The following is a 21,007-nucleotide window of genomic DNA, read 5'->3' as shown; positions in this document are numbered from 1 at the left end:
CTACACGACTTTTCGGTACGAATGCCATTCCCGCTCTGCCGGTAACCGCCGCACCATATGGTTGATTGCGGTACCGATGTTGCTCTTGGTCCCCGGCGCGACGATCATCCACTTCGTGCCGCCGGACGAAACCTGCTCGGCGACTACACGACCTTCCGGCGTATCGATGATCGTTACCGCGCCCGGTTCGAAATGGGTCCGGGTGGGCGACCCGGTTTCCACGCCGGACTGGAGCGCGACGATCGACGCCTGGGCCGAGCGACCGGGATCGGTAGCCAGTTTCAGCATGTGCACCTGATCGGCGTCGAGCCCTTGATTGCCCAGAAACTCGTGCAGCGCTGCCTGGTCGGTGGCGGCGGCACGCATGGCATCGGCGTCCAGCGTGACCGGACGCAAGGGTGCGGGATCGTTTGCGCCACAAAGACGTTCGATCTGCGCGTTGAGCGCCGCGCTGGCCGTGCCCTCGTTGTCCGCGATGCCCGCGCCGCTGATCCGGACCAACTCTCCCGATCGCTCGATGGCGACCCACCAGTGCGCGAACCTCGCGAGCAGGGCGCGCGCCGGTTCGCCGTCGTCAGCCAGGCGGAAGTGCACCAGCAGCCCGATGTCGCGGCGCGACAGCACGGTCAGCCATTCGACGATCGCGCCGTCGACGGAGTCGGTTTCGTCGATGGCCCCCGCGGCCCGCAGTTCCGCGGTCACCGGGTGGGCCAGCGCCTTGTGCTTGGGCTCGACGCTGGGCAAATGCGGCCGCAGCCCCATCTCGGGAGCCAGGACCTCGATGCCCGTAAGTACCTGAAGGACCCAGAGGCCTTCTAGAGAGGTGGTAAGCACGGTCTTCCCTTAGAGCCAAGTGCGGGGCGCACGCTAGGTGCGCCCCGCCAAGCCGGGTCTACGCGAAAAAGAGAGATGTGTTCTGGTCCGCAATGATCGCAGCCTCGTGCACATTGCCCACGGTGTGCCCGTGCAGGCTGACGGTCTGGATCATGTCCTGCAGCCCGTGCAGCATCTGCTGTTGCGCGTCGAAAAAGGTTGTGGCGCCGTGACCCTGAAAGAAATCGGCCAACGACTGCGTGATGTGGAGAACGTCGTCGTGGATTTCCATCAGCTGCGCCGCCTGCGACGCGATGTCGCCGGTGAGGCCGCTGACCGCTGCGTGGTTGTAAACAATGTGGTCTGACATGTTCGTTATTCCTTACGGTAAATAAGCTGTTGGGATTGCGGGCTTAGGTGGACTGAACTCCGCCGAACACGCCATTGAGGCTGTGGGCTGAATCGGCCTCGTGGTGCTCCATCAGGGTGGCCGTCTGACCGAGGCCGTGAGCCAATCGGTTACCGCCGGTCATGATCTGCTGCAGGTCATGCGCAATCTGGCCCGCTGTGTTCAGCGATGTGGATCCGGCCTGCCCGGCCCACCCGGTGGCGCTGACGATGTTCTCGTGGCCGCTCAAGTACTGATTGGCGATTGCGGCCGCCTCTTGCAGTCGCGCTTCGATCTTTTGCTTCGAAGCGCGCAGCAGTTCCGGTGTGACAACGGTTGAGCTTGGCATGTGTTTCTCCCCTTCGATTTCCCTAGGCCTCCCCGACCTGGATATTGATAAGAGTGTAGACAGGCATCGGGGTCTGTCACTTCAGTTCTTTTGCCTGCTGCACAGGCGTTGATTTACCCACTCGTGGTAGGCGCAAAACACCACGTCAAAGGCTGGTAGCGCCATCGGCCGAGCCGTCACCGTCGGTATCGGATAACCGGACGTCCCAGCGGCCGTCGCCGTCGGTGTCCACATAGCCGGTCACGCCGTTCTGATCCGCGCACAGCACCCGGTCGGCCACGCCATTGCCGTCGATGTCGACGAGCCGATCGTCCGGGCGGCCGTGACCGTCGAAATCGACCAGCGGACCGCCGGTGTGCTCGACGCCGTCGAGTCCGTACCAGTGCAATCCCCCGCCCCGGTCCGCCGCTACCGCCCAGGTTCCCGACCCGTCGTCGGTGAAGTACGCCTCGGGCGTGCCGTCGTTGTCGAGGTCGAGCACGGCATGATCGGCGAGCCCATCGCCGTCGAAATCCCCGAGCGCGTCGTCGTGCATGCCGTCGTGGTCGAAGTCCAGCCCGATCGATTCGAACCGGCCATCGTGGTCGAGATCGAGGTCGGGCTGACCGTGGAACATCGCCGCTGTGCCACCGTCCCCAGAAAGGCAGTAATCCATAGCCTTTCCGACGCGGGTCGACCCTCAGTGGTTCCTCGTGCCGGGGTCAGCTCCCGGGCTTGCGAACCCACACCGGTGGATCCTTGGTCAGGTCGACGTGGCTCTTCACGACACGAGCCGCACCACGGTATAGCCAGCGAACTGCGCCCCCTCGCCCAACGGCATGGGCAAATCCTAGAACCCCTCGGCGCCCGGATATCGCAAACGGTTAAGCGTTCCCACGCGTCTTCCACCACGCCAGCAGCTCCGCGGTGGCCTCCTCGTCGGACATCGGACCGCGGTCCAGCCGTAGCTCTTTCAAGAACCGCCACGCCTCACCGACCTGCGGGCCGGCCGGGATATCGAGCAGCTCCATGATCCGGTTGCCGTCCAGATCGGGACGCACCCGCGCCAGATCCTCCTGGGCCGCCAACTCGGCAATACGCGTCTCGAGGCGGTCGTAGTTGGCCTGCAGCCGGGCGGCCCGGCGTTTGTTGCGGGTGGTGCAGTCGGCGCGCACCAGCTTGTGCAGCCGCGGCAGCAGCGGCCCGGCGTCGGTGACGTAGCGGCGCACCGCGGAGTCGGTCCACTTCCCGTCGCCGTAGCCGTGGAACCGCAGGTGCAGATACACCAACTGCGAAATGTCGTCGACCATCTGCTTGGAGTACTTCAGCGCCCGCAGTCGCTTGCGTGTCATCTTGGCGCCCACAACCTCATGGTGGTGAAAACTCACGCCGCCGTTGTCCTCGTGGCGCCTGGTGGCGGGCTTGCCGATGTCGTGCAGCAGCGCCGCCCAGCGCAGCACCAGATCGGGCCCGTCATCTTCCAGCGCGACGGCTTGGCGCAGCACCGTCAGCGAGTGCTGATACACGTCCTTGTGCTGGTGGTGTTCGTCGATGGCCATCTGCATGCCGCCGACTTCGGGCAGCACGACCTCACCCATTCCGGTCTGCACCAGCAAGTCGATCCCGGCGACCGGGTCCGCGCCGAGCAGCAACTTGTCCAGCTCGGCCGCCACCCGTTCGGCGCTGATCCGGGCCAGCTGCGGGGCCATCTCCTCGATCGCCGTCCGCACCCGCGGGGCGACGGTGAACCCGAGCTGCGAGACGAACCGCGCGGCGCGCAACATCCGCAGCGGGTCGTCGCCGAAGGACACCGACGGCGCCGCCGGGGTGTCCAGCACGCGGGCCCGCAACGCCGCCAAACCGCCTAGGGGATCAAGGAATTCGCCGGGCCCGGCCGACGTGATGCGCACCGCCATCGCGTTCGCGGTGAAATCCCGGCGCACCAAGTCGTCTTCGAGGCGCTCGCCGAACTTCACCTCGGGATTACGCGACACCTGGTCGTAGCTGTCGGCGCGGAACGTGGTGATCTCGAGGCGGTGCTCGTCCTTGCCGACGCCCACGGTGCCGAATTCGATCCCGGTCTCCCAGACCGCGTCGGCCCACCCCCGCACCATCTGCTGCACCTGTTCGGGCCGGGCGTCGGTGGTGAAGTCGAGATCGGGACTCAACCGGCCCAACAGCGCGTCGCGCACCGATCCGCCGACCAGATACAAGTCGTGCCCAGCGGTCTCGAACAAGGAGCCCAGTCCGCTCAGCACCTCGTGGTGCTCTCTGAGAGAGACGAGAGCTGACGCCAGCAGCTCCACATCATTCGCGGCTTCGGACACGTTCGATCAGCCTAGTCGCGTGACGATGCGGGCCGGGACGGCCCGCTGAGAAGCGCGGCCTTCAAATCGCGTCGGGCCGTCGTCGCGCCCGCACCAGCGGCGAGTGTGTCCGAAAGAACAGGTCGTGCCAGCTACTATCGCTTGGGTGTCGGATGGCGAACAAGCCAAACCACGTCGACGTCGGGGGCGCCGTCGCGGTCGTGGCGGTGGCGGCGCGTCCGAAAACGACGCCGAAGCCAAAGTGACCGCCGACTCGACCGCGGGCAACCGGCGCCGGCCGCGCGCACCCCGCCGGGTGCCGGACCGATTGCGGACCGTGCACGAAACTTCCGCGGGCGGCCTGGTCATCGACGGCATCGACGGCCCGCTCGACGCCCAGGTCGCGGCCTTGATCGGTCGCATCGACCGGCGCGGCCGCATGCTGTGGTCGCTGCCCAAGGGCCACATCGAACTCGGCGAGACCGCCGAGCAGACCGCCATTCGCGAGGTCGCCGAGGAGACCGGCATTCGCGGCAGCGTGCTGGCCGCGCTGGGGCGCATCGACTACTGGTTCGTCACCGACGGCCGTCGGGTGCACAAGACCGTGCACCACTATTTGATGCGCTTCTCCGGTGGCGAGCTGTCCGATGAGGACCTCGAAGTCGCCGAGGTGGCGTGGGTGCCGATGCAGGAGCTGCCGTCGAGGTTGGCCTACGCCGACGAACGTCGCCTCGCCGAGGTCGCCAACGAGCTGATCGGAAAGCTGCAGAGCGACGGCCCCGCCTCGTTGCCGCCGCTGCCGCCCAGCACGCCCCGGCGCAACCCGCAAACCCATTCCCGAACCCGGCATAGCGACAAACCCTGCGGTCGTAAGAACGGTCACGGGCCGGGGCCGTGACCGCGCCGCGACTCTGTTGGGCCGGTTTGTTGCGCCTTGCCGTCGTGATCGGCATCGTGGCCGGTTTTGCGGTGCTGCTCACCGGGCCCGTCGGCATGCCTCACGCGGCGGCCAACGAGCCCGGGTCAACGCCGTTCGTTCGCGTCCGCATCGACCAGGTGACCCCGGACGTCGTCACCACGACGAGCCCGTCGGTTGTCACGGTCAGCGGAATGGTCACCAACATCGGTGACCGCCCGGTCCGCGACGTGATGGTCCGGCTCGAACATGCCGCCGCGGTCACCGCGTCCGCGGGCCTGCGCACCTCCCTGGACGGCGCCACCGATCAATACCAGCCCGCGGCCGACTTCCTCACGGTGGCACCCGAACTACAGCGTGGCCAAGAGGTCGGCTTCACCCTGTCCGCGCCGCTGCGCTCGGTGGCCAAGTCGTCCCTCGGGATCAACCAGCCCGGGATCTACCCCTTGCTGGTCAATGCGAACGGCACGCCGGACTACGGCGCCCCCGCCCGCCTCGATAACGCCCGGTTCCTGCTGCCGGTGATCGGGGTGCCGCCCGACCACGCCGATGCCCTGGAATCCGCGGTCGCGCCGGACACCTCGAAGCCCGTGTGGATCACCATGCTGTGGCCGCTGGCCGACCGTCCCCGGCTGTCCCCGGGTCAACCCGGCGGCACCATCGGAGTCCGGCTGGTCGACGACGACCTGGCCACCTCGCTGGCCACCGGCGGCCGGCTGGACATCCTGCTGTCCGCGGCCGAGGTCGCGACCAGTCATGACGTCGATCCCGACGGCGCCGTCGGCCGGGCGCTATGCCTCGCCATCGACCCGGATCTGCTGGTCACGGTCAACGCGATGACGGCCGGCTACGTGGTGTCGAACTCCCCCGACGGGCCCGCGCAGCAACCAGGCACCCCGACGCATCCGGGCAACGGGCAGACCGCCGCGACCGGCTGGCTGAACCGGTTGCGCGCACTCGCCCATCGCACCTGCGTCGCCCCGCTGCCCTACGCGCAAGCCGACCTCGACGCCTTGCAACGCGTCAACGATCCGGGGCTCAGCGCGATCGCCACCACCAGCGTCGGCGACATCGTCGACCACATCCTGGACGTCCCGTCGGCCCGCGGCGCCACCCTGTTGCCCGACGGGCCGCTGACCAACGGCGCGGTCGATCTGCTCAATGCCAACAACAGCACGGTGGCGGTCGCCGCCGGCGACTTGGTCGCCCCCGACTCACCGGCGTCGTCCGGAGCCGACGGCGTCGACACCGCACCACGGCGGCTGTCCCCACAGGTGGTGGTCGCGCCGTTCGACCCGGCCGTCGGCGCGGCGCTGGCCGGGGCGGGCAACAGCCCCAGCGTCCCGACCTATCTGGACCCGTCGCTGACGGTGCGGCTCGCGCATGACTCGAACACCGCGCGGCGCCAAGACGCCCTGGGCTCGATCTTCTGGCATGCCCTGGATAAAGACGCCCCGCCGCGCACCCAGCTCCTGGTCCCGCCGGCCACATGGAACCTGGCAGCCGATGACGCGCAGGTGATCCTGACGGCGCTGGCCACCACGATCCGGTCCGGTTTGGGGGTGCCCCGGCCACTTCCGGCGGTGATCGCCGAAGCCGCGGCCCGCCCCGGGCCGCCGCAGCCACTCGACGTCCCCGCCCCGGAGCGCGGCCGATTCGGTGACAACGTCATCGCCGACATCAACGGCCAGGCCGGCCGGCTGTGGAAACTGACCTCGGCGTTGAGCACCGACGAGCGCACCGGCCTGACCGGCATCCAGTACACCGCGCCGTTGCGCGAAGACATGCTGCGCTCGCTGAGCCAGTCGGAACCGCCCGATGGCCGCAACGGGCAGGCCCAGCAGCGGCTGGCCGTCGTCGGCAACACGATCAACGACTTGTTCGGCGCGGTGACGATCGTCAACCCCGGCGGCTCCTACACCCTGGCCACCGAGCACAGTCCCCTGCCGGTGGCGCTGCACAACGGGCTCGCCGTGCCGATCAAGGTCCGCCTGCAGGTCGACGCCCCGCCCGGGATGACCGTGACCGACGTCGGGCAGATCGAATTGCCGCCCGGCTACCTGCCGCTGCGGGTGCCGATCGAGGTGAACTTCACCCAGCGCGTCGCGATCGACGTGACGCTGCGAACCCCGGACGGCACCCGGCTGGGCGAGCCCGTGCGAATGTCGGTGCACTCGAACGCCTACGGCAAGGTGCTGTTCGCGATCACCCTGACCGCGGCGGCGGTGCTGGTGCTGCTCGCCGGGCGACGACTGTGGCATCGGTTCCGCGGCCAGCCCGACCGCGCCGACCTGGACCGGCCCGACCCGCCCCACCACCATCCCGCCGAGCCAGCGCGTGAGGTCGGCGATCGCGTCGACGAAGAGCACCGAGTATGAACCCCGCCTACCGGCGGTCCCATCCACAGCAACCCCCGCAGCGGCATCAACCGCCACCGCCGCCACCAAACCGGATTCCGCCGCCGACGGGACCGCTGCCCCCGGTGACGGACCTGCCCACCCGGCGGGTTGAGCTGTCCGACGCCGCCCTGGTCTCGCGATCGTGGGCGATGGCGCTCGCGACACTGGTCAGCCGGATCACCGGGTTCGGCCGGATCGTGGTGCTGGCGGCGATCCTGGGCGCCGCCCTGTCCAGCGCCTTCTCGGTGGCCAACCAGCTGCCGAACCTGGTCGCCGCGCTCGTACTGGAGGCGACCTTCACCGCGATCTTCGTGCCGGTGCTGGCACGGGCCGAGCAGAGCGACCCCGACGGCGGCGCCGCGTTCGTCCGGCGCCTGGTCACGGTGACCACCACGCTGCTGGTGTTCGCCACCATCGTGTCGGTGGTGGCCGCGCCGCTGCTGGTCCGGTTGATGCTGGGCCGTAGCCCGCAGGTCAACGAGCCGCTGACCACGGCGTTCGCCTACCTGCTGCTGCCGCAGGTGCTCGCCTACGGCCTGACGTCGGTGTTCATGGCAATCCTGAACACCCGCAACGTTTTCGGGCCGACGGCGTGGGCCCCGGTAGTCAACAACGTCGTCGCCCTGGCGACCCTGGCGGTGTACCTGGCCGTCCCCGGTGAGCTGTCGGTCGATCCCGTCCGGATGGGCAACGCCAAGCTGCTGGTGCTCGGCATCGGCACCACGTTGGGGGTGTTCGCACAGACCGCGGTGTTGCTGGTCGCGCTGCGGCGCGAACGCGTGAGCCTGCGGCCGCTGTGGGGCATCGACGAACGGCTCAAGCGCTTCGGCACGATGGCCGCCGCGATGGTGCTCTACGTGCTGATCAGTCAGCTCGGCCTGGTGGTCGGTAACCAAATCGCCAGTACCGCAGCGGCTTCCGGCCCAGCGATCTACAACTACACGTGGCTGGTGCTGATGCTGCCGTTCGGCATGATCGGCGTGACGGTGCTGACCGTGGTGATGCCGAGGCTGAGCCGCAACGCGGCGGCCGACGACACCGAGGCCGTCCTCGCCGACCTGTCACTAGCCACCCGGCTGACGTTGATCACGCTGATCCCGATCGTGGCGTTCATGACCGTCGGGGGGCCCGCGATCGGCAGCGCGCTGTTCGCCTACGGCCACTTCGGCGGGGTCGACGCCGGATACCTGGGTGCCGCGATCGCGTTGTCGGCGTTCACCTTGATTCCCTACGGGCTGGTGCTGCTGCAGCTGCGGGTGTTCTACGCGCGCGAGCAGCCGTGGACACCGATCGTGATCATCCTCGTCATCACGGCCGTCAAGATCGCCGGCTCGGTGCTCGCGCCGCACCTGACCAGTGACCCCCAGCTGGTGGCCGGATACCTCGGGCTGGCCAACGGGCTGGGGTTCCTCACCGGCGCGCTGGTGGGCTACTACCTGCTGCGGCGCACCCTGCTGCCGGCCGGCGGCCAGCTGGTCGGGGTCGCGGAGGTGCGGACGGTCTTGGTGACGCTCGTCGCGTCGATGCTCGCCGGGCTCATCGCCCACATCGCCGACCGGCTGCTGGGGCTGGCCGGGTTGACCGCACACGGTGGAGCTGCCGGTTCGTTGCTGCGACTGTTGGTGCTGGGCTTCATCATGCTGCCGATCATGGTCGCGGTCATGGTTCGCGCGCATGTCCCCGAAGCGGTGGCGGCGATCGCGGCCGTCCGGCGCCGTGGCCGCCGCACCGGCCCGCAGCCGGCGCTGGAATCCGGCCCGGCGGCTGTGCCACGGGGATCGTCTCAGCAGGGCGCCGTCACGTACCCTGAGCAGAGGAATTCGTCGCCGCCGGGGGTTAATGCGGTCCAGGAGCCGATCCGGCGCAGGCCTCCGGATCGGGCAGGCGACGCCCGGCTAGTGAAAGGACCGGAGGTGACCGACCGCCCCTTGGAGAGCGCCGCATCCGGCCCTGGCTCCAGTTTGGGTTCAGGCGGCGACCGACCGCGCCCGGCTGCCGACGACTTCCAGCCCGACATTCCGGCCGAGCCCACGCCCGAGCCATCGGGCCCGCCCCCGTCGGAGCCGCGCGACGGCGATTTCGTCCGCGAACGTGTTACGGAATCGCCGGGCGACGATGGGCACTTGGTTCCCGGCGCCCGCATCGCCGGCGGCCGGTATCGGCTGCTGGTCTTCCACGGCGGTGCGCCGCCCCTGCAGTTCTGGCAGGCCCTCGACACCGCGTTGGACCGGCAGGTGTCGCTCACGTTCGTCGACCCGGACGGCGCCCTGCCCGACGAGGTCCTGCAGGAGATCCTGTCCCGCACACTGCGCCTGAGCCGGATCGACAAACCCGGCATCGCCCGGGTGCTCGACGTCGTGCACACCAGTCGCGGTGGCCTGGTCGTCGCGGAGTGGATCCGCGGCGGCTCGCTGCAGGAAGTGGCGGACACCGCGCCCTCGCCCGTCGGCGCCGTGCGGGCGATGCAGTCGCTGGCCGCCGCCGCCGACACCGCCCACCGCGCCGGCGTCGCCCTGTCCATCGACCACCCCAGCCGGGTGCGGGTCAGCATCGACGGAGACGTGGTGCTCGCCTACCCGGCGACGATGCCCGACGCTAATCCGGAGGACGACATCCGCGGCATCGGCGCCTCGCTGTATGCCCTGCTGGTCAACCGGTGGCCGCTGCCGGAGTTCGGGGTGCGCAGCGGCCTCGCGCCGGCCGGGCGAGATGCATCGGGCCTTCCCGTCGAACCCAACACCATCGATCGTGACATTCCCTTCCAGATCTCGGCCGTCGCGGTCCGAGCGGTCCAAGAAGACGGCGGAATCCGCAGCGCATCAACACTTTTGAACCTTCTACAACAGGCCACCGCGGTGGCCGACCGCACCGAGGTGTTGGGTCCGATCGACGATTCGCCGCCACCTCCGACCCCGCAAGCGAACGGGCAGGCGTACGCGATCTTGGCGCGCCGGCGCCGCAACCTGATCATCGGCGGCACCGCGGCGCTCGCCATCATCGTGGTCGCGTTGCTGGTCCTGGCGTCGATCGTGAGCAAGATCTTCGGCAATGTCGGCGGTGGCCTCAACAAGGACGAGCTCGGACTCAACGGGCCGAGTTCGTCGAACACCTCGTCGTCGGCGAATCCCGCACCGGCGGGCAGCATCGTCAAACCGACCCGGGCCACCGTGTACGCACCCGACGGTGAGCCCGACAATCCGGGCACGGCCGGGCAGGCGATCGACGGCGACCCCACCACCGCCTGGGCGACGGAGATCTATACCGACGCCGTCCCGTTCCCCAACTTCAAGCAGGGCGAAGGGTTGATCCTGCAGCTGCCGAAACCCACCGTGATCGGCCAGGTCAGCATCGATACGCCGAGCACCGGCACCAAGGTCGAGATTCGGTCCGCGTCGACGGCTTCGCCGGCGAAGCTGGAGGACACCACCGTGCTGGCCACGGCGTTCACGCTGAAGCCCGGTCACAACGTCATCCCGGTCAGGGCCGGCGCGCCGACGTCGAACCTGCTGGTGTGGATCTCCACGCTGGGAACCACCAACGGCAAGAGCCAGGCCGGCTTCTCCGAGATCACTGTTGCGGCCGCGTCCTAGACTCACAACCGCCCCTTCGAGTGAAGTGCCGCACGGCAACCGATTGGTTACTGTCCGGCCGTGGGCTTCGGGGGGTACATCCAGCAGGAACGCAGCGATGCCGAGCTGCTGGCCGCCCACGTCGCCGGCGACCGCTACGCCTTCGGGGAGCTGTTCGGTCGGCACCGGCGTCAGCTGCACCGGCTGGCCCGGCTGACCACCCGCACGCCCGAGGACGCGGAAGACGCGCTGCAGGACGCCATGCTGTCGGCGCACCGGGGTGCCGGCTCGTTTCGGTATGACGCCGCGGTCGGCAGCTGGCTGCATCGGATCGTGGTCAACGCCTGCCTGGATCGGTTGCGGCGCACCAAATATCACCGGACCGCACCGCTCGAGGACGTCTATCCGGTGCCCGACCGCACGGCTCAGGTCGAGACGGCCATGCTGGTGCAACGCGCACTGATGCGACTTCCGCTCGAACAGCGCGCCACCATCGTGGCGGTCGACATGCAGGGCTACTCGATCGCCGACACCGCCGCGCTGCTCGGCATCGCCGAGGGCACGGTCAAGAGCCGGTGCGCCCGGGCCCGGGTGCGGCTTGCCTACCTGCTCGGCTATCTGGACGCCGGCGCCCACACCACCCCCGACCACCCCGCCGGCCAGCGCTGACGGGCCGGGCGCGAGCGCCGGTCCGGGCATGACGGACACTGGGGCGGATGGGCGAAGCGGAGAACGAACCGGCGGATCACGACCCGGATCCCCGGAATGCGGGAGCGGACCCACCGCCGACGGTCGAGTCGCTCGCCGATTTGCAGGCGGGTCTGCTGGACGACGAAGCCGCCGCCCGGCTGCGCAGGCAAGTCCGCGAAGACCCCGATGCCGAGGGGGTGCTGCGCGCATTGAACCAGGTGCGGCGCGATGTCGCGGCCGTCGCCGCGGATCCGGAGTCGGCCCCCGAACCACCGGCCGAGGTGACCGACCGAATCTCCACGGCGCTGCGGTCGGCGGGCCCCGGCGGCGCTTCGGGCGTGGCCTCCCACGCCGCGCGCCCGCGCATCCGCCCCACCCGGGTTGCGGCCGGGGTGGCCGGTGTCGGCGCGGTACTCGCGGCCATCGGCTTCGGGACGGCGGCACTGCTCAACGAGCCCGAGCCCGCGCCGAGTACACCGACCACCGCCATGCACATCACGGTGTCGACCCCGCCGATGGCGATCCCGCTGTCGGCGGCCGAGATCGTCGGCCTGCTGGGCCGCACTCCCGACTACGGTCCGCTCGCCGACCCGGCCCGGCGGGCCTCCTGCCTCGGCGGTCTCGGCTATTCCTCGTCCACGCCGGTGCTCGGCGCGCGGCCGATCGAGATCAATGCCCGCCCCGGCGTGCTGCTGGTGCTGCCCGCCGATAGTCCGGCCGGCCTAGCGGTCTTTGCGGTGGCGCTGAACTGCAGCGCCGCCGATACGGGACTATTAGCCAGCACCCAGATCCCGCGCCCTTAAAGTGGTGCCACGTGTTGCGCGACACGAGTGGGAACACCCACGCCTACGCTGGCGTTCGACACGATTGAAGAAATCTGTAGCTGAAAGGCTCGTATGACCGACACCGCTCATGACACAGTCCACGACGTCATCATCATCGGTTCCGGTCCGGCCGGGTACACCGCAGCCCTCTACACGGCCCGCGCGCAGCTGGCCCCGCTCGTCTTCGAGGGGACATCGTTCGGCGGTGCGCTGATGACCACCACCGAGGTGGAGAACTACCCCGGCTTCCGCGACGCCATCATGGGCCCGGAGCTGATGGACCAGATGCGCGAGCAGGCGCTGCGCTTCGGGGCGGACCTGCGGATGGAAGACGTCGAATCCGTTTCGCTGGACGGACCGGTCAAGTCGGTGGTCACCGCCGAAGGTGAGACCTACAAGGCCCGGGCCGTCATCTTGGCCATGGGCGCCGCGGCGCGCTACCTGCAGGTGCCCGGCGAGCAGGAGTTGCTGGGCCGCGGGGTGAGCGCGTGCGCCACCTGCGACGGGTTCTTCTTCCGCGACCAGGACATCGCCGTCATCGGCGGCGGCGACTCGGCGATGGAAGAGGCGACGTTCTTGACCCGATTCGCGCGCAGCGTGACGCTGGTGCACCGGCGCGACGAATTCCGGGCGTCGAAGATCATGCTCGAGCGGGCGCGCAGCAACGACAAGATCCGATTCCTGACCAACCAGACCGTGCTCTCGGTCGAGGGCGAGACGACGGTCACCGGTTTGCGGTTGCGCGACAACGTAACTGGCGAGGAATCCACGCTCCCGGTGACGGGCGTGTTCGTCGCGATCGGCCACGATCCGCGCTCGGCCCTGGTGCGCGACGCGATTGACGTCGACGCCGAGGGCTACGTACTTGTCAAGGGGCACACCACATATACGACGTTGGACGGTGTCTTCGCGGCCGGCGATCTGGTGGACCGCACCTACCGCCAGGCCGTCACCGCTGCGGGCAGTGGCTGTGCGGCGGCCATCGACGCCGAGCGCTGGCTGGCCGACCACGAAGAGTCGGAAGTCGCCGGCAAGAGGTCGGCGGCCGGAAGTGCGGATAATACTGATTTGATTGGAGCACCACGATGAGCGACGCCGAAAAAGCCGGGGCCACAAAGGAAGTATCTGACGCCTCCTTCTCCGCGGATGTGTTGTCCAGCAATAAGCCTGTGCTGGTTGACTTTTGGGCGACGTGGTGCGGACCATGCAAGATGGTCGCGCCCGTTCTCGAGGAGATCGCGGCTGAGCGGTCCGATCAGTTGACCGTCGCCAAGCTCGACGTCGACGCGAATCCCGAGACGGCGCGTGACTTCCAGGTGGTGTCGATCCCGACGATGATCCTGTTCAAGGACGGCCAGCCGGTGAAGCGAATCGTCGGCGCAAAGGGCAAGGCGGCGCTGCTGCGCGAGCTTTCCGACGCGGTCCCCGACCTCACCTGAGCGCATCGGCGCTTTACGGCGATGCCCCGCCGGTTGGCCTGGGGTTTTCCCGAAATCGAGAAGGATCTGCGACAATACCGATTAGCTGTAGTGGGTTTGTAAGCCTGTCAGTTTGTCCCGGAGGGCCCTTGGTATGTCGAGTCCGCGCCGCGAAAACGGCGACGCTCTGCGCTGTGGTGACCGCAGCGCAGCTGTGACCGAAATCCGGGCCTCGCTTGCTGCACTAGGGCTATTGGACAACGCCGAAGACGATCTCACCACGGGCCGCCACGTCGCCGTCGACGTCTTCGACGCCCAGCTTGATCAGGCTGTCCGCGCGTTCCAGCAGCATCGCGGCCTGCTCGTCGACGGTATCGTCGGCGAGGCGACCTACCGGGCCTTGAAAGAGGCTTCCTACCGGCTCGGTGCGCGCACGCTGTACCACCAATTCGGTGCTCCCCTTTATGGGGACGACGTCGCGACGTTGCAGGCTCGGCTGCAGGACCTCGGTTTCTACACGGGTCTGGTCGACGGACATTTCGGCCTGCAGACGCACAACGCCTTGATGTCCTATCAACGCGAGTACGGGATGGCCGCCGACGGCATCTGCGGCCCGGAAACCTTGCGCTCCTTGTACTTTCTGAGTTCACGGGTCAGCGGCGGTTCGCCCCACGCCATTCGGGAGGAAGAGCTGGTCCGCCGCTCAGGTCCTCGACTTTCGGGCAAGCGGATCATCATCGATCCTGGCCGCGGCGGCGACGACCACGGTCTGATCGCACACGGGCCGGCCGGCCCGGTCAGCGAAGCAGATATCTTGTGGGACTTGGCCAGTCGGCTGGAGGGCCGGATGACCGCCATCGGCATGGAGACCTTCCTGTCCCGGCCGACCAACCGCAGCCCCTCCGACGCCGAACGTGCCGCCACCGCCAACAACGTCGGCGCCGACCTGATGATCAGCTTGCGCTGCGAAGCTCAGGTCAGCCCTTCGGCCAACGGGGTGGCCTCGTTCCACTTCGGCAACTCGCACGGCTCGGTGTCGACGATCGGCCGTAATCTCGCCGACTTCATTCAGCGAGAAGTGGTGGCCCGCACCGGGTTACGGGATTGCCGGACGCACGGCCGCACCTGGGACCTGCTGCGGCTGACCCGGATGCCCACCGTGCAGGTCGACGTCGGCTACATCACCAACCCGGGCGATCGGGACAGGCTGCTCGCGACTCAAACCCGCGATGCGATCGCCGAGGGCATCCTCGCTGCGGTCAAGCGGCTCTACCTGCTCGGCAAGAACGACCGGCCGACGGGCACGTTCACCTTCGCCGAGCTGCTGGCTCACGAATTGTCGGTGGAACGGACGACCCGCCTCGGCGGTACTTAACCGTTCTGCTTGTTCTGCAACGTATTTCCCGCCGCAGACCCGGCGCCCACCGGCTGCTGCAGCTGAGCATTCGCCAGTAGCCGCTCCAGCGCCTCCTCGACCTCGGCCTTCCACCCGAGGCCCTTGTCCAGCTCGAGGCGCAGCCGCGGGAAGTACGAATGTGGTGCCACCACAACGAAACCCACGTCTTTCAAGAACTCCGCATCGATGATGCAGCGGTCGACCGAGCAGTCACCGAGGGATTCCAGCACCGGCTGGACGTCGCGATCGGCGAGGCCGGGATCCAACAACTCCGACGCCGCGGGGGTGCGACCGAAGGCCTCCAGCGCCCGGACCCCGCGGCGCATCAATTCGTCGATGACCCGAGCCAGCAGATCGTGTGGCAAGTCGTCGGCGGCATGCCCGGGTTCGATACCCATCGACGTCAGCAGCACCGCGTCTGCAGACACCGGCGCCGTCGGAAACCGATGTGCCCGCGGTACCGCGCCGGGCGGGGCGTACAGCGCGTAGCCCAGACAGGGCGGGTCGGTCGGGCTTTGCTCGTCGGGAATCGCGGTCGCGACCTGACCGCACGATCCCCACTCCAGCATCACCATCGACAGCCACGCCTCTTTTTCAAATTCGGGGTCGGCGAGGTGGTCCTGATCACCGAGGGTCGCGGGATCGACTTCCCAGAAGACGCAGCGGCGCGCGTGCTTGGGAAGCTGCTCGAAGCCTTCGAGCCGCAGGGGCGTGATTCGAGCAGACACTTGCCTCCCGGCTTCCGTGCGTATCGCGGCCCACTGCCGCAGGCCCGGGTGTCCCGGGCTGAGGTGCACCACCAACCCCTCCAGGATAGGAGAGTTTGTCGCTCTCGGGCCAGTGTTGGCACTGCCACGCCGACGCGGCCGCCGAAACGCTCCGCGGTGCGATGCCGCCGCAGGGCGAATGCCGAAAAGGCTTGATACACACCGGATCTCCGTGTTTGAGGGAGCCAGGCACACGTCCAGAACCCGTGCGGTGTCACAGTGACGTAATTACACCGGGTAACGGGTCATGCCTTGGGCGGGGTCATGGTGTCGATAATTCGCTGTAGATCCTCGACCGAGGCGAACTCGACGACGATCCTCCCTTTGCGCTTGCCCAGACTGACCGTCACCCGGGTATCGAACGCATTCGACAGCCGATCGGCGACGTCTTGCAGACCGGGCATCTGGATCGGCTTGCGGCGCTGTGGTGTCGGGGCCGCCGCGTCGCCACGGTTGGCCAGTGTCACGGCCTCCTCGGTGGCGCGCACCGACAGACCCTCCGCGACGATCCGGCTCGCCAACTCTTCCTGCGCCTCCGGGCCCGACTCCAGCGACAGCAGCGCCCGGGCGTGGCCGGCGGACAGCACGCCGGCCGCCACTCTGCGCTGCACGGCGATCGGCAGTTTGAGCAACCGGATCATGTTGGAGATCAGTGGCCGCGACCGGCCGATCCGCGAGGCCAGTTCGTCGTGGGTGACGCCGAACTCATCGAGCAACTGCTGGTATGCCGCCGCTTCTTCCAACGGGTTCAGCTGTGCCCGGTGGATGTTCTCCAGGAGGGCGTCTCGTAATAGGTTGTCGTCGGTCGTCTCCCGCACGATGGCCGGGAGGGTGGCCAGCTGCGCCTCCTGGGCGGCCCGCCAGCGCCGCTCCCCCATCACGATCTGGTAGCGCGCGCCGCCCGGTGACGGGGTGACCGCGCGCACCACGATGGGCTGCAACAGACCGAACTCGCGGATCGAGTGCACCAGCTCGGCCAGCGCCTCGTCGTCGAACACCTGGCGCGGCTGACGCGGGTTAGGCTCGATGTCGGACGGCGAGATCTCGCGGTACACCGCACCCATTTCGTTGGTGGCCTGCGCAGGCCCGCCGATCAGCACATCGGCGGCCGCGTCGCCCATGCGGGGACCAAGGGTCGCGGGTCCCGTGTCGCCCTCGGCGGGGCCGGTCGGAATCAGGGAAGCCAGGCCTCGGCCGAGGCCGCCCTTCCTGCGTGACGGCTGCGTCATTGTCGTCCCTTCACGGATGGTGATCAGTCACGCTGCGCGAGTTCGCGGCTCGCGTCGAGATAGCTCATCGCCCCGCGCGAACCGGGGTCGTAGTCGATGATCGTCATGCTGTACCCGGGTGCCTCCGACACCTTGACGCTGCGCGGGATGACGGTGCGCAGCACCTTGTCACCGAAGTAGCGGCGCACCTCCTCGGCGACCTGGTCGGCGAGTTTGGTCCGGCCGTCGTACATCGTGAGGATCACCGTCGTCACGTCGAGCCGCGGGTTGAGGTGTGCCTTCACCATCTCGATGTTGCGCATCAGCTGTGACACACCTTCCAGCGCGTAGTACTCACACTGGATCGGGATCATCACCTCGGGCGCGGCGACGAGCGCGTTGATGGTGAGCAGACCCAGTGACGGCGGGCAGTCCACGAAGACGTAGTCGAAGTCGAAGTGGTCCAGCTGAGCCAAAGCGTTACGCAATCGATTCTCGCGCGCGACCATGCTGACCAATTCGATCTCGGCGCCGGCCAGATCAATGGTCGACGGCACACAGAACAGGCGGTCGCTGTGCGGACTGCGGCGCAGTGCGGTCTCGATCGTCTCCTCGCCGAGCAGCACTTCGTACGACGAGGGTGTGCCGGCTTGACGATCGGTGATGCCGAGCGCCGTGCTCGCGTTGCCCTGTGGATCGAGATCGATGACGAGCGTCTTGAGTCCCTGCAGCGCGAGCGCGGCGGCGAGGTTGACTGCGGTCGTCGTCTTGCCGACGCCACCCTTCTGGTTCGCGACCGTGAAGACGCGGCGCCGGGTGGGCCGGCGCAACGGCGGGTAGGTGGTGTGCAGCACCCGCATCGCACGTTCCGCCGCGGCCCCGATGGGGGTGTCGAATTCGTTCGATGTTTCACGTGAAACATCCGCCGCGGTTTCGCTCGGCGCTTCGTCCGCGAGCGGCACCGCCTCCTCCGGCGCAAGTGGCGGCGCGATGGGCGCCCCCGCCGGATGCGGGTGCTCCACGCTTGGACTCGAGCCTCCGGACCGATCCCGGGGAGAGCTCATCGCTTTCTCCTGTCCGCCCTTGGTGCCGACCCGCGTCCCGATCGCATTGCGCGCTGCGCTACCACCACGGTTGCGGGCGGACGCAAATAGCTCGCGCCACATGTCACCACCCTGACATCAACTGCATCCAGCGCTGCCATCCCACGCCGGTGTTCCTGGACTTCGTCGGGAGCACGCTCCCCCTTGATCGCAATCATGCGTCCACCCGGCCGTAGCAACGGCATGCTCCACTTCGTCAACTTGTCCAATGCCGCAACCGCTCGCGACACCGCGACATCTCGGTCACCGAAGCGTTTGCGTACCCCGGGTTCTTCGGCACGACCGCGCACCACTTCGATCGCTAACCCTAGTTGGGCGACGACCTCTTTGAGAAACTCGCTGCGGCGCAACAGCGGCTCCACCAGAACGACCTCGAGATCCGGTCGCGCGATCGCCAACGGTATCCCCGGTAACCCGGCTCCGCTCCCGATGTCGACCACCCGTTCGCCGTCCTCGAGCAGTTCGGCGACCGCTGCACTATTCAATAGGTGGCGGTCCCAGACCCGATCGACTTCCCGGGGGCCGAGCAATCCGCGCTCCACTCCGGTCGTCGCGAGGATCTCCGCGTAGGCCGTCGCGGTGTTGAGCCGCGGCCCGAAGATGTCCGATGCCGCAGCGGGTGCCGGGCCGGGCCCGTCAGGGTTCCCCGCGTCGGCCGGCGCCGCTGCCCCATCGGATCCGCCGACATGTTTCACGTGAAACATTCCTCCGGTCTTCGGACCTAAAGCACCGTGCGCGCGGGGTGAACTACACCGCTGTAACCCGGTCCCGACTAATCGTGCAGGACGATAACGCGGCGGCTCGGCTCAACGCCTTCGCTCTCGCTGTGGACTCCGTCGACCGCCGCGACGGCGTCGTGGACGATCTTCCGCTCGAACGGCGTCATCGGCTTGAGCTCTTCACGCTCGCCGCTCTCCAGCACGCGCCGCGCCACCTTGTCGCCCAGGGCGGCCAGTTCCTCGCGGCGCCGTCGGCGCCAGCTCGCGATGTCGAGCATCAGCCGGCTACGCACGCCGGTCTTCTGATGGACGGCCAGCCGCGTCAACTCCTGCAGCGCATCGAGCACCTCGCCGCCGCGGCCCACCAACTTGTTCAAGTCGTCGCTGCCGTCGATGCTGACGACCGCGCGGTTGCCCTCGACGTCCAGATCGATGTCGCCGTCGAAGTCCAGCAGATCCAACAGCTCTTCCAGATAGTCGCCGGCGATCTCGCCCTCGGCGACCAACCGCTCCTCCAGGTCGTCACCATCGTCCGCACCGGCCTCTGCCGCCGTCGCATCCTCGGCTTCGTCCTCGACCACCAGCTGGGTGTCCAACTCGCGTTCGGTGGTGTCAGCGTCCGTCATTTTCTCTCCCTCATCCATGGGTCCGTCCCTGTCTCATTCGGGTCACTCTCCGGAGACGGCCCGGTAAAGCTGTGGCACTGTTCGTCAGCGCTTCCGTCGCTTTGGTCGAGCCCCGGGTCGGGGCGCGCGGTTGGCCGGGCCATCGGCGCCTCCGGCCGTATCCGGTTTGTCGGGTGTCGCGTCCGTTGTCTTTCCTTCGGTCCCGCCGCCCCCGGCATCCGTCGTCGATGCGCTGTCGTCGTCCGCCGGCGGAGCACCGTTGCCACCGGCCGGCGCTGCCTTGCGCTTGGGCTTGGCTCCCGGCGCCGGTGCGTTGGCCGCCCGGCGTTGCAGCACCTCTTGCTTTTTGGCTTCGTCCTCTTTCTCAATCATGTTGAAGACGTAGTGCTGCTGGCCGAAGGTCCAGATGTTGTTGGCGAACCAGTACAGGATGATGGCCAACGGCAGGAACGGACCGCCGACGACGACGCCGAGTGGGAACACGTACAGCGCCATTTTGTTCATCATGGCGGTCTGCGGATTGGCGGCGGCCTCGGGACTTTGCCGCGCCACCGATGCCCGGCTGTTGAAGTAGGTGGCAATGCCCGCCAAGATCATCACCGGGGCGCCCACCAAGATGACTGAGGGCCGGCTGAAATCGATGAAGGCATCCAACCCGGTGCGCTGCGTCATGGACGCACCGATCGGAGCGCCGAACAGATTCGCGTCCAGGAAGTGCCCGACGTCGGTCGGGCTGAACATGTAGTTACCCGTCAACCGGTTTTGGGCGACTGACATCTGCGGCTGTCCGAAGCCGCCCGTCGTCCGGTTGAACGAGCGCAGCACGTGATAGAGCCCCAAGAACACCGGGATCTGGGCGAGCATCGGCAGGCAGCCCAGGATCGGGTTGAACCCGTGCTCGCGTTGCAGCTTCTGCATCTCGAGCGCCATGCGCTGACGATCCTTGCCGTACTTCTTCTGCAGCGCCTTGATCTGTGGCTGCAGCTCCTGCATCTGCCGGGTGGTGCGGATCTGCCGCACGAACGGCTTGTAGAGCAGCGCGCGCAAGGTGAAGACGAGGAACATCACCGACAGCGCCCACGCGAAGAAGTTCGAGGGTCCCAACAGGGCGCCGAACAGCTTGTACCAAACCCACATGATCCACGACACCGGGTAGTAGACGAAGTCGAGGCTAAACAGATCAAACGACAAAAGGTTCACTCTCCCCTCGCGGCGCCGGGTCATCCCCGACGGCGCTGGTGTCTGCAACGTCCACCCGGCTATCCCGGTGTTCTGAGGCACGTTCCGGTATCGGGTCCCATCCTCCCCGATGCCATGGTCCGCATTTGGCGAGCCGGGCCGCCGCGAGCCAGCTCCCCCGAATCAACCCGTATTCGGTGAGGGCCTCGACGGCGTACTGACTGCAGGTCGGCATGAAGCGACACGTCGCCGGGCGAAGGGGTGACACCATGTGCCGGTACAGCTGGATCAGGAAGACCACCCCGCGCACCACGGTCCTGCTTGCAACACCCACTCCCGCGCGCGCCGGCGCCGTCAC

Annotated in this window: 20 protein-coding genes; 8 read left to right on the top strand and 12 right to left on the bottom strand. The window is 67.9% G+C overall.

Annotated elements, in window-relative coordinates:
- From G6N55_RS17605 to G6N55_RS17585, 5 genes are all read right to left on the bottom strand, one after another.
- Positions 1 to 834 carry an ESX secretion-associated protein EspG gene (locus tag G6N55_RS17605; RefSeq protein WP_085219544.1) on the bottom strand — a complete coding sequence of 278 codons (834 nt, stop codon included), beginning with the start codon at positions 832 to 834 and terminating at the stop codon, positions 1 to 3.
- A gap of 58 nt (positions 835 to 892) precedes the next feature.
- Positions 893 to 1,183, bottom strand: a complete 291-nt coding sequence (locus G6N55_RS17600) for a WXG100 family type VII secretion target (RefSeq protein WP_085219542.1) — start codon at positions 1,181 to 1,183, stop codon at positions 893 to 895.
- Between the two features lie 43 nt (positions 1,184 to 1,226).
- Positions 1,227 to 1,550: a WXG100 family type VII secretion target gene (locus G6N55_RS17595; RefSeq protein WP_085219540.1), complete on the bottom strand. Its 324-nt coding sequence runs from the start codon at positions 1,548 to 1,550 to the stop codon at positions 1,227 to 1,229.
- Between the two features lie 145 nt (positions 1,551 to 1,695).
- On the bottom strand, positions 1,696 to 2,205 hold the full coding sequence (locus G6N55_RS17590) for a pullulanase (protein ID WP_085219538.1): 510 nt from the start codon (positions 2,203 to 2,205) through the stop codon (positions 1,696 to 1,698).
- A gap of 208 nt (positions 2,206 to 2,413) precedes the next feature.
- Positions 2,414 to 3,856, bottom strand: a complete 1,443-nt coding sequence (locus tag G6N55_RS17585; protein WP_085219537.1) for a CCA tRNA nucleotidyltransferase — start codon at positions 3,854 to 3,856, stop codon at positions 2,414 to 2,416.
- A gap of 145 nt (positions 3,857 to 4,001) precedes the next feature.
- Between G6N55_RS17585 and G6N55_RS17580 the strand changes: the two genes are divergently transcribed.
- The 8 genes from G6N55_RS17580 to G6N55_RS17545 all read left to right on the top strand — a co-directional run bounded on the left by G6N55_RS17580 (position 4,002) and on the right by G6N55_RS17545 (position 15,026).
- Positions 4,002 to 4,733, top strand: coding sequence for an NUDIX hydrolase (locus G6N55_RS17580; RefSeq protein ID WP_085219535.1), 732 nt, complete (start codon positions 4,002 to 4,004; stop codon positions 4,731 to 4,733).
- Positions 4,730 to 7,129 carry a DUF6049 family protein gene (locus G6N55_RS17575; RefSeq protein WP_085219533.1) on the top strand — a complete coding sequence of 800 codons (2,400 nt, stop codon included), beginning with the start codon at positions 4,730 to 4,732 and terminating at the stop codon, positions 7,127 to 7,129. The genes G6N55_RS17580 and G6N55_RS17575 overlap by 4 nt, the downstream gene beginning before the upstream one ends.
- 74 nt (positions 7,130 to 7,203) lie before the next feature.
- On the top strand, positions 7,204 to 10,740 hold the full coding sequence (locus G6N55_RS17570) for a lipid II flippase MurJ (RefSeq protein ID WP_372517620.1): 3,537 nt from the start codon (positions 7,204 to 7,206) through the stop codon (positions 10,738 to 10,740).
- A 60-nt stretch (positions 10,741 to 10,800) separates the two neighbouring features.
- Positions 10,801 to 11,388 carry an RNA polymerase sigma factor SigM gene (gene sigM / locus G6N55_RS17565; RefSeq protein WP_085219529.1) on the top strand — a complete coding sequence of 196 codons (588 nt, stop codon included), beginning with the start codon at positions 10,801 to 10,803 and terminating at the stop codon, positions 11,386 to 11,388.
- Between the two features lie 47 nt (positions 11,389 to 11,435).
- Positions 11,436 to 12,212, top strand: coding sequence for a hypothetical protein (locus G6N55_RS17560; protein WP_085219527.1), 777 nt, complete (start codon positions 11,436 to 11,438; stop codon positions 12,210 to 12,212).
- A gap of 93 nt (positions 12,213 to 12,305) precedes the next feature.
- A complete protein-coding gene (gene trxB, locus G6N55_RS17555; protein ID WP_085219525.1) occupies positions 12,306 to 13,322 on the top strand; it encodes a thioredoxin-disulfide reductase in 1,017 nt (338 codons plus the stop codon).
- Positions 13,319 to 13,672 (top strand): thioredoxin, encoded by a 354-nt coding sequence (trxA, locus tag G6N55_RS17550; protein ID WP_085219523.1) that lies wholly within the window; start codon positions 13,319 to 13,321, stop codon positions 13,670 to 13,672. Before trxB ends, trxA begins: the two co-directional genes overlap by 4 nt.
- 133 nt (positions 13,673 to 13,805) lie before the next feature.
- Positions 13,806 to 15,026 (top strand): N-acetylmuramoyl-L-alanine amidase, encoded by a 1,221-nt coding sequence (locus G6N55_RS17545; protein WP_085219521.1) that lies wholly within the window; start codon positions 13,806 to 13,808, stop codon positions 15,024 to 15,026.
- On the opposite strand, the gene G6N55_RS17540 is transcribed toward G6N55_RS17545, so the two are convergent.
- The 7 genes from G6N55_RS17540 to yidD form a co-directional block, all read right to left on the bottom strand.
- Positions 15,023 to 15,775 carry an acetyltransferase gene (locus G6N55_RS17540; RefSeq protein ID WP_085219589.1) on the bottom strand — a complete coding sequence of 251 codons (753 nt, stop codon included), beginning with the start codon at positions 15,773 to 15,775 and terminating at the stop codon, positions 15,023 to 15,025. The genes G6N55_RS17545 and G6N55_RS17540 overlap by 4 nt on opposite strands.
- A 284-nt stretch (positions 15,776 to 16,059) precedes the next feature.
- Positions 16,060 to 17,043 carry a ParB/RepB/Spo0J family partition protein gene (locus tag G6N55_RS17535; protein WP_085219519.1) on the bottom strand — a complete coding sequence of 328 codons (984 nt, stop codon included), beginning with the start codon at positions 17,041 to 17,043 and terminating at the stop codon, positions 16,060 to 16,062.
- A 23-nt stretch (positions 17,044 to 17,066) separates the two neighbouring features.
- On the bottom strand, positions 17,067 to 18,086 hold the full coding sequence (locus G6N55_RS17530) for a ParA family protein (protein WP_372517589.1): 1,020 nt from the start codon (positions 18,084 to 18,086) through the stop codon (positions 17,067 to 17,069).
- Positions 18,083 to 18,829, bottom strand: a complete 747-nt coding sequence (gene rsmG, locus G6N55_RS17525; RefSeq protein ID WP_085219517.1) for a 16S rRNA (guanine(527)-N(7))-methyltransferase RsmG — start codon at positions 18,827 to 18,829, stop codon at positions 18,083 to 18,085. Before rsmG ends, G6N55_RS17530 begins: the two co-directional genes overlap by 4 nt.
- A 68-nt stretch (positions 18,830 to 18,897) precedes the next feature.
- The gene (locus tag G6N55_RS17520; RefSeq protein ID WP_085219585.1) at positions 18,898 to 19,470 is read right to left on the bottom strand and encodes a Jag family protein; all 573 of its coding nucleotides are present in this window, start codon (positions 19,468 to 19,470) and stop codon (positions 18,898 to 18,900) included.
- An 84-nt stretch (positions 19,471 to 19,554) separates the two neighbouring features.
- The gene (yidC, locus tag G6N55_RS17515) at positions 19,555 to 20,694 is read right to left on the bottom strand and encodes a membrane protein insertase YidC (RefSeq protein WP_276072104.1); all 1,140 of its coding nucleotides are present in this window, start codon (positions 20,692 to 20,694) and stop codon (positions 19,555 to 19,557) included.
- Entirely contained in the window at positions 20,651 to 21,007 is a 357-nt protein-coding gene (gene yidD / locus G6N55_RS17510; RefSeq protein ID WP_085219513.1) for a membrane protein insertion efficiency factor YidD, read from the bottom strand. Before yidD ends, yidC begins: the two co-directional genes overlap by 44 nt.

The organism is Mycobacterium florentinum, from assembly GCF_010730355.1.
Taxonomy (GTDB): domain Bacteria; phylum Actinomycetota; class Actinomycetes; order Mycobacteriales; family Mycobacteriaceae; genus Mycobacterium; species Mycobacterium florentinum.
Note: the sequence above shows the minus strand (reverse complement) of the source record. Positions and strands in the feature narration are given on the sequence as shown.

Excerpts from the sequence above, each read along its gene's own strand:
- G6N55_RS17545 (WP_085219521.1), top strand. The coding sequence starts at position 13,806 with ATGTCGAGTCCGCGCCGCGAAAACGGCGACGCTCTGCGCTGTGGTGAC.
- G6N55_RS17535 (WP_085219519.1), bottom strand. The coding sequence starts at position 17,043 with ATGACGCAGCCGTCACGCAGGAAGGGCGGCCTCGGCCGAGGCCTGGCT.
- trxA (WP_085219523.1), top strand. The coding sequence starts at position 13,319 with ATGAGCGACGCCGAAAAAGCCGGGGCCACAAAGGAAGTATCTGACGCC.
- G6N55_RS17590 (WP_085219538.1), bottom strand. The coding sequence starts at position 2,205 with ATGGATTACTGCCTTTCTGGGGACGGTGGCACAGCGGCGATGTTCCAC.
- trxB (WP_085219525.1), top strand. The coding sequence starts at position 12,306 with ATGACCGACACCGCTCATGACACAGTCCACGACGTCATCATCATCGGT.
- rsmG (WP_085219517.1), bottom strand. The coding sequence starts at position 18,829 with ATGTTTCACGTGAAACATGTCGGCGGATCCGATGGGGCAGCGGCGCCG.
- G6N55_RS17595 (WP_085219540.1), bottom strand. The coding sequence starts at position 1,550 with ATGCCAAGCTCAACCGTTGTCACACCGGAACTGCTGCGCGCTTCGAAG.
- yidC (WP_276072104.1), bottom strand. The coding sequence starts at position 20,694 with ATGACCCGGCGCCGCGAGGGGAGAGTGAACCTTTTGTCGTTTGATCTG.
- G6N55_RS17520 (WP_085219585.1), bottom strand. The coding sequence starts at position 19,470 with ATGACGGACGCTGACACCACCGAACGCGAGTTGGACACCCAGCTGGTG.
- G6N55_RS17600 (WP_085219542.1), bottom strand. The coding sequence starts at position 1,183 with ATGTCAGACCACATTGTTTACAACCACGCAGCGGTCAGCGGCCTCACC.
- G6N55_RS17530 (WP_372517589.1), bottom strand. The coding sequence starts at position 18,086 with ATGAGCTCTCCCCGGGATCGGTCCGGAGGCTCGAGTCCAAGCGTGGAG.
- G6N55_RS17560 (WP_085219527.1), top strand. The coding sequence starts at position 11,436 with ATGGGCGAAGCGGAGAACGAACCGGCGGATCACGACCCGGATCCCCGG.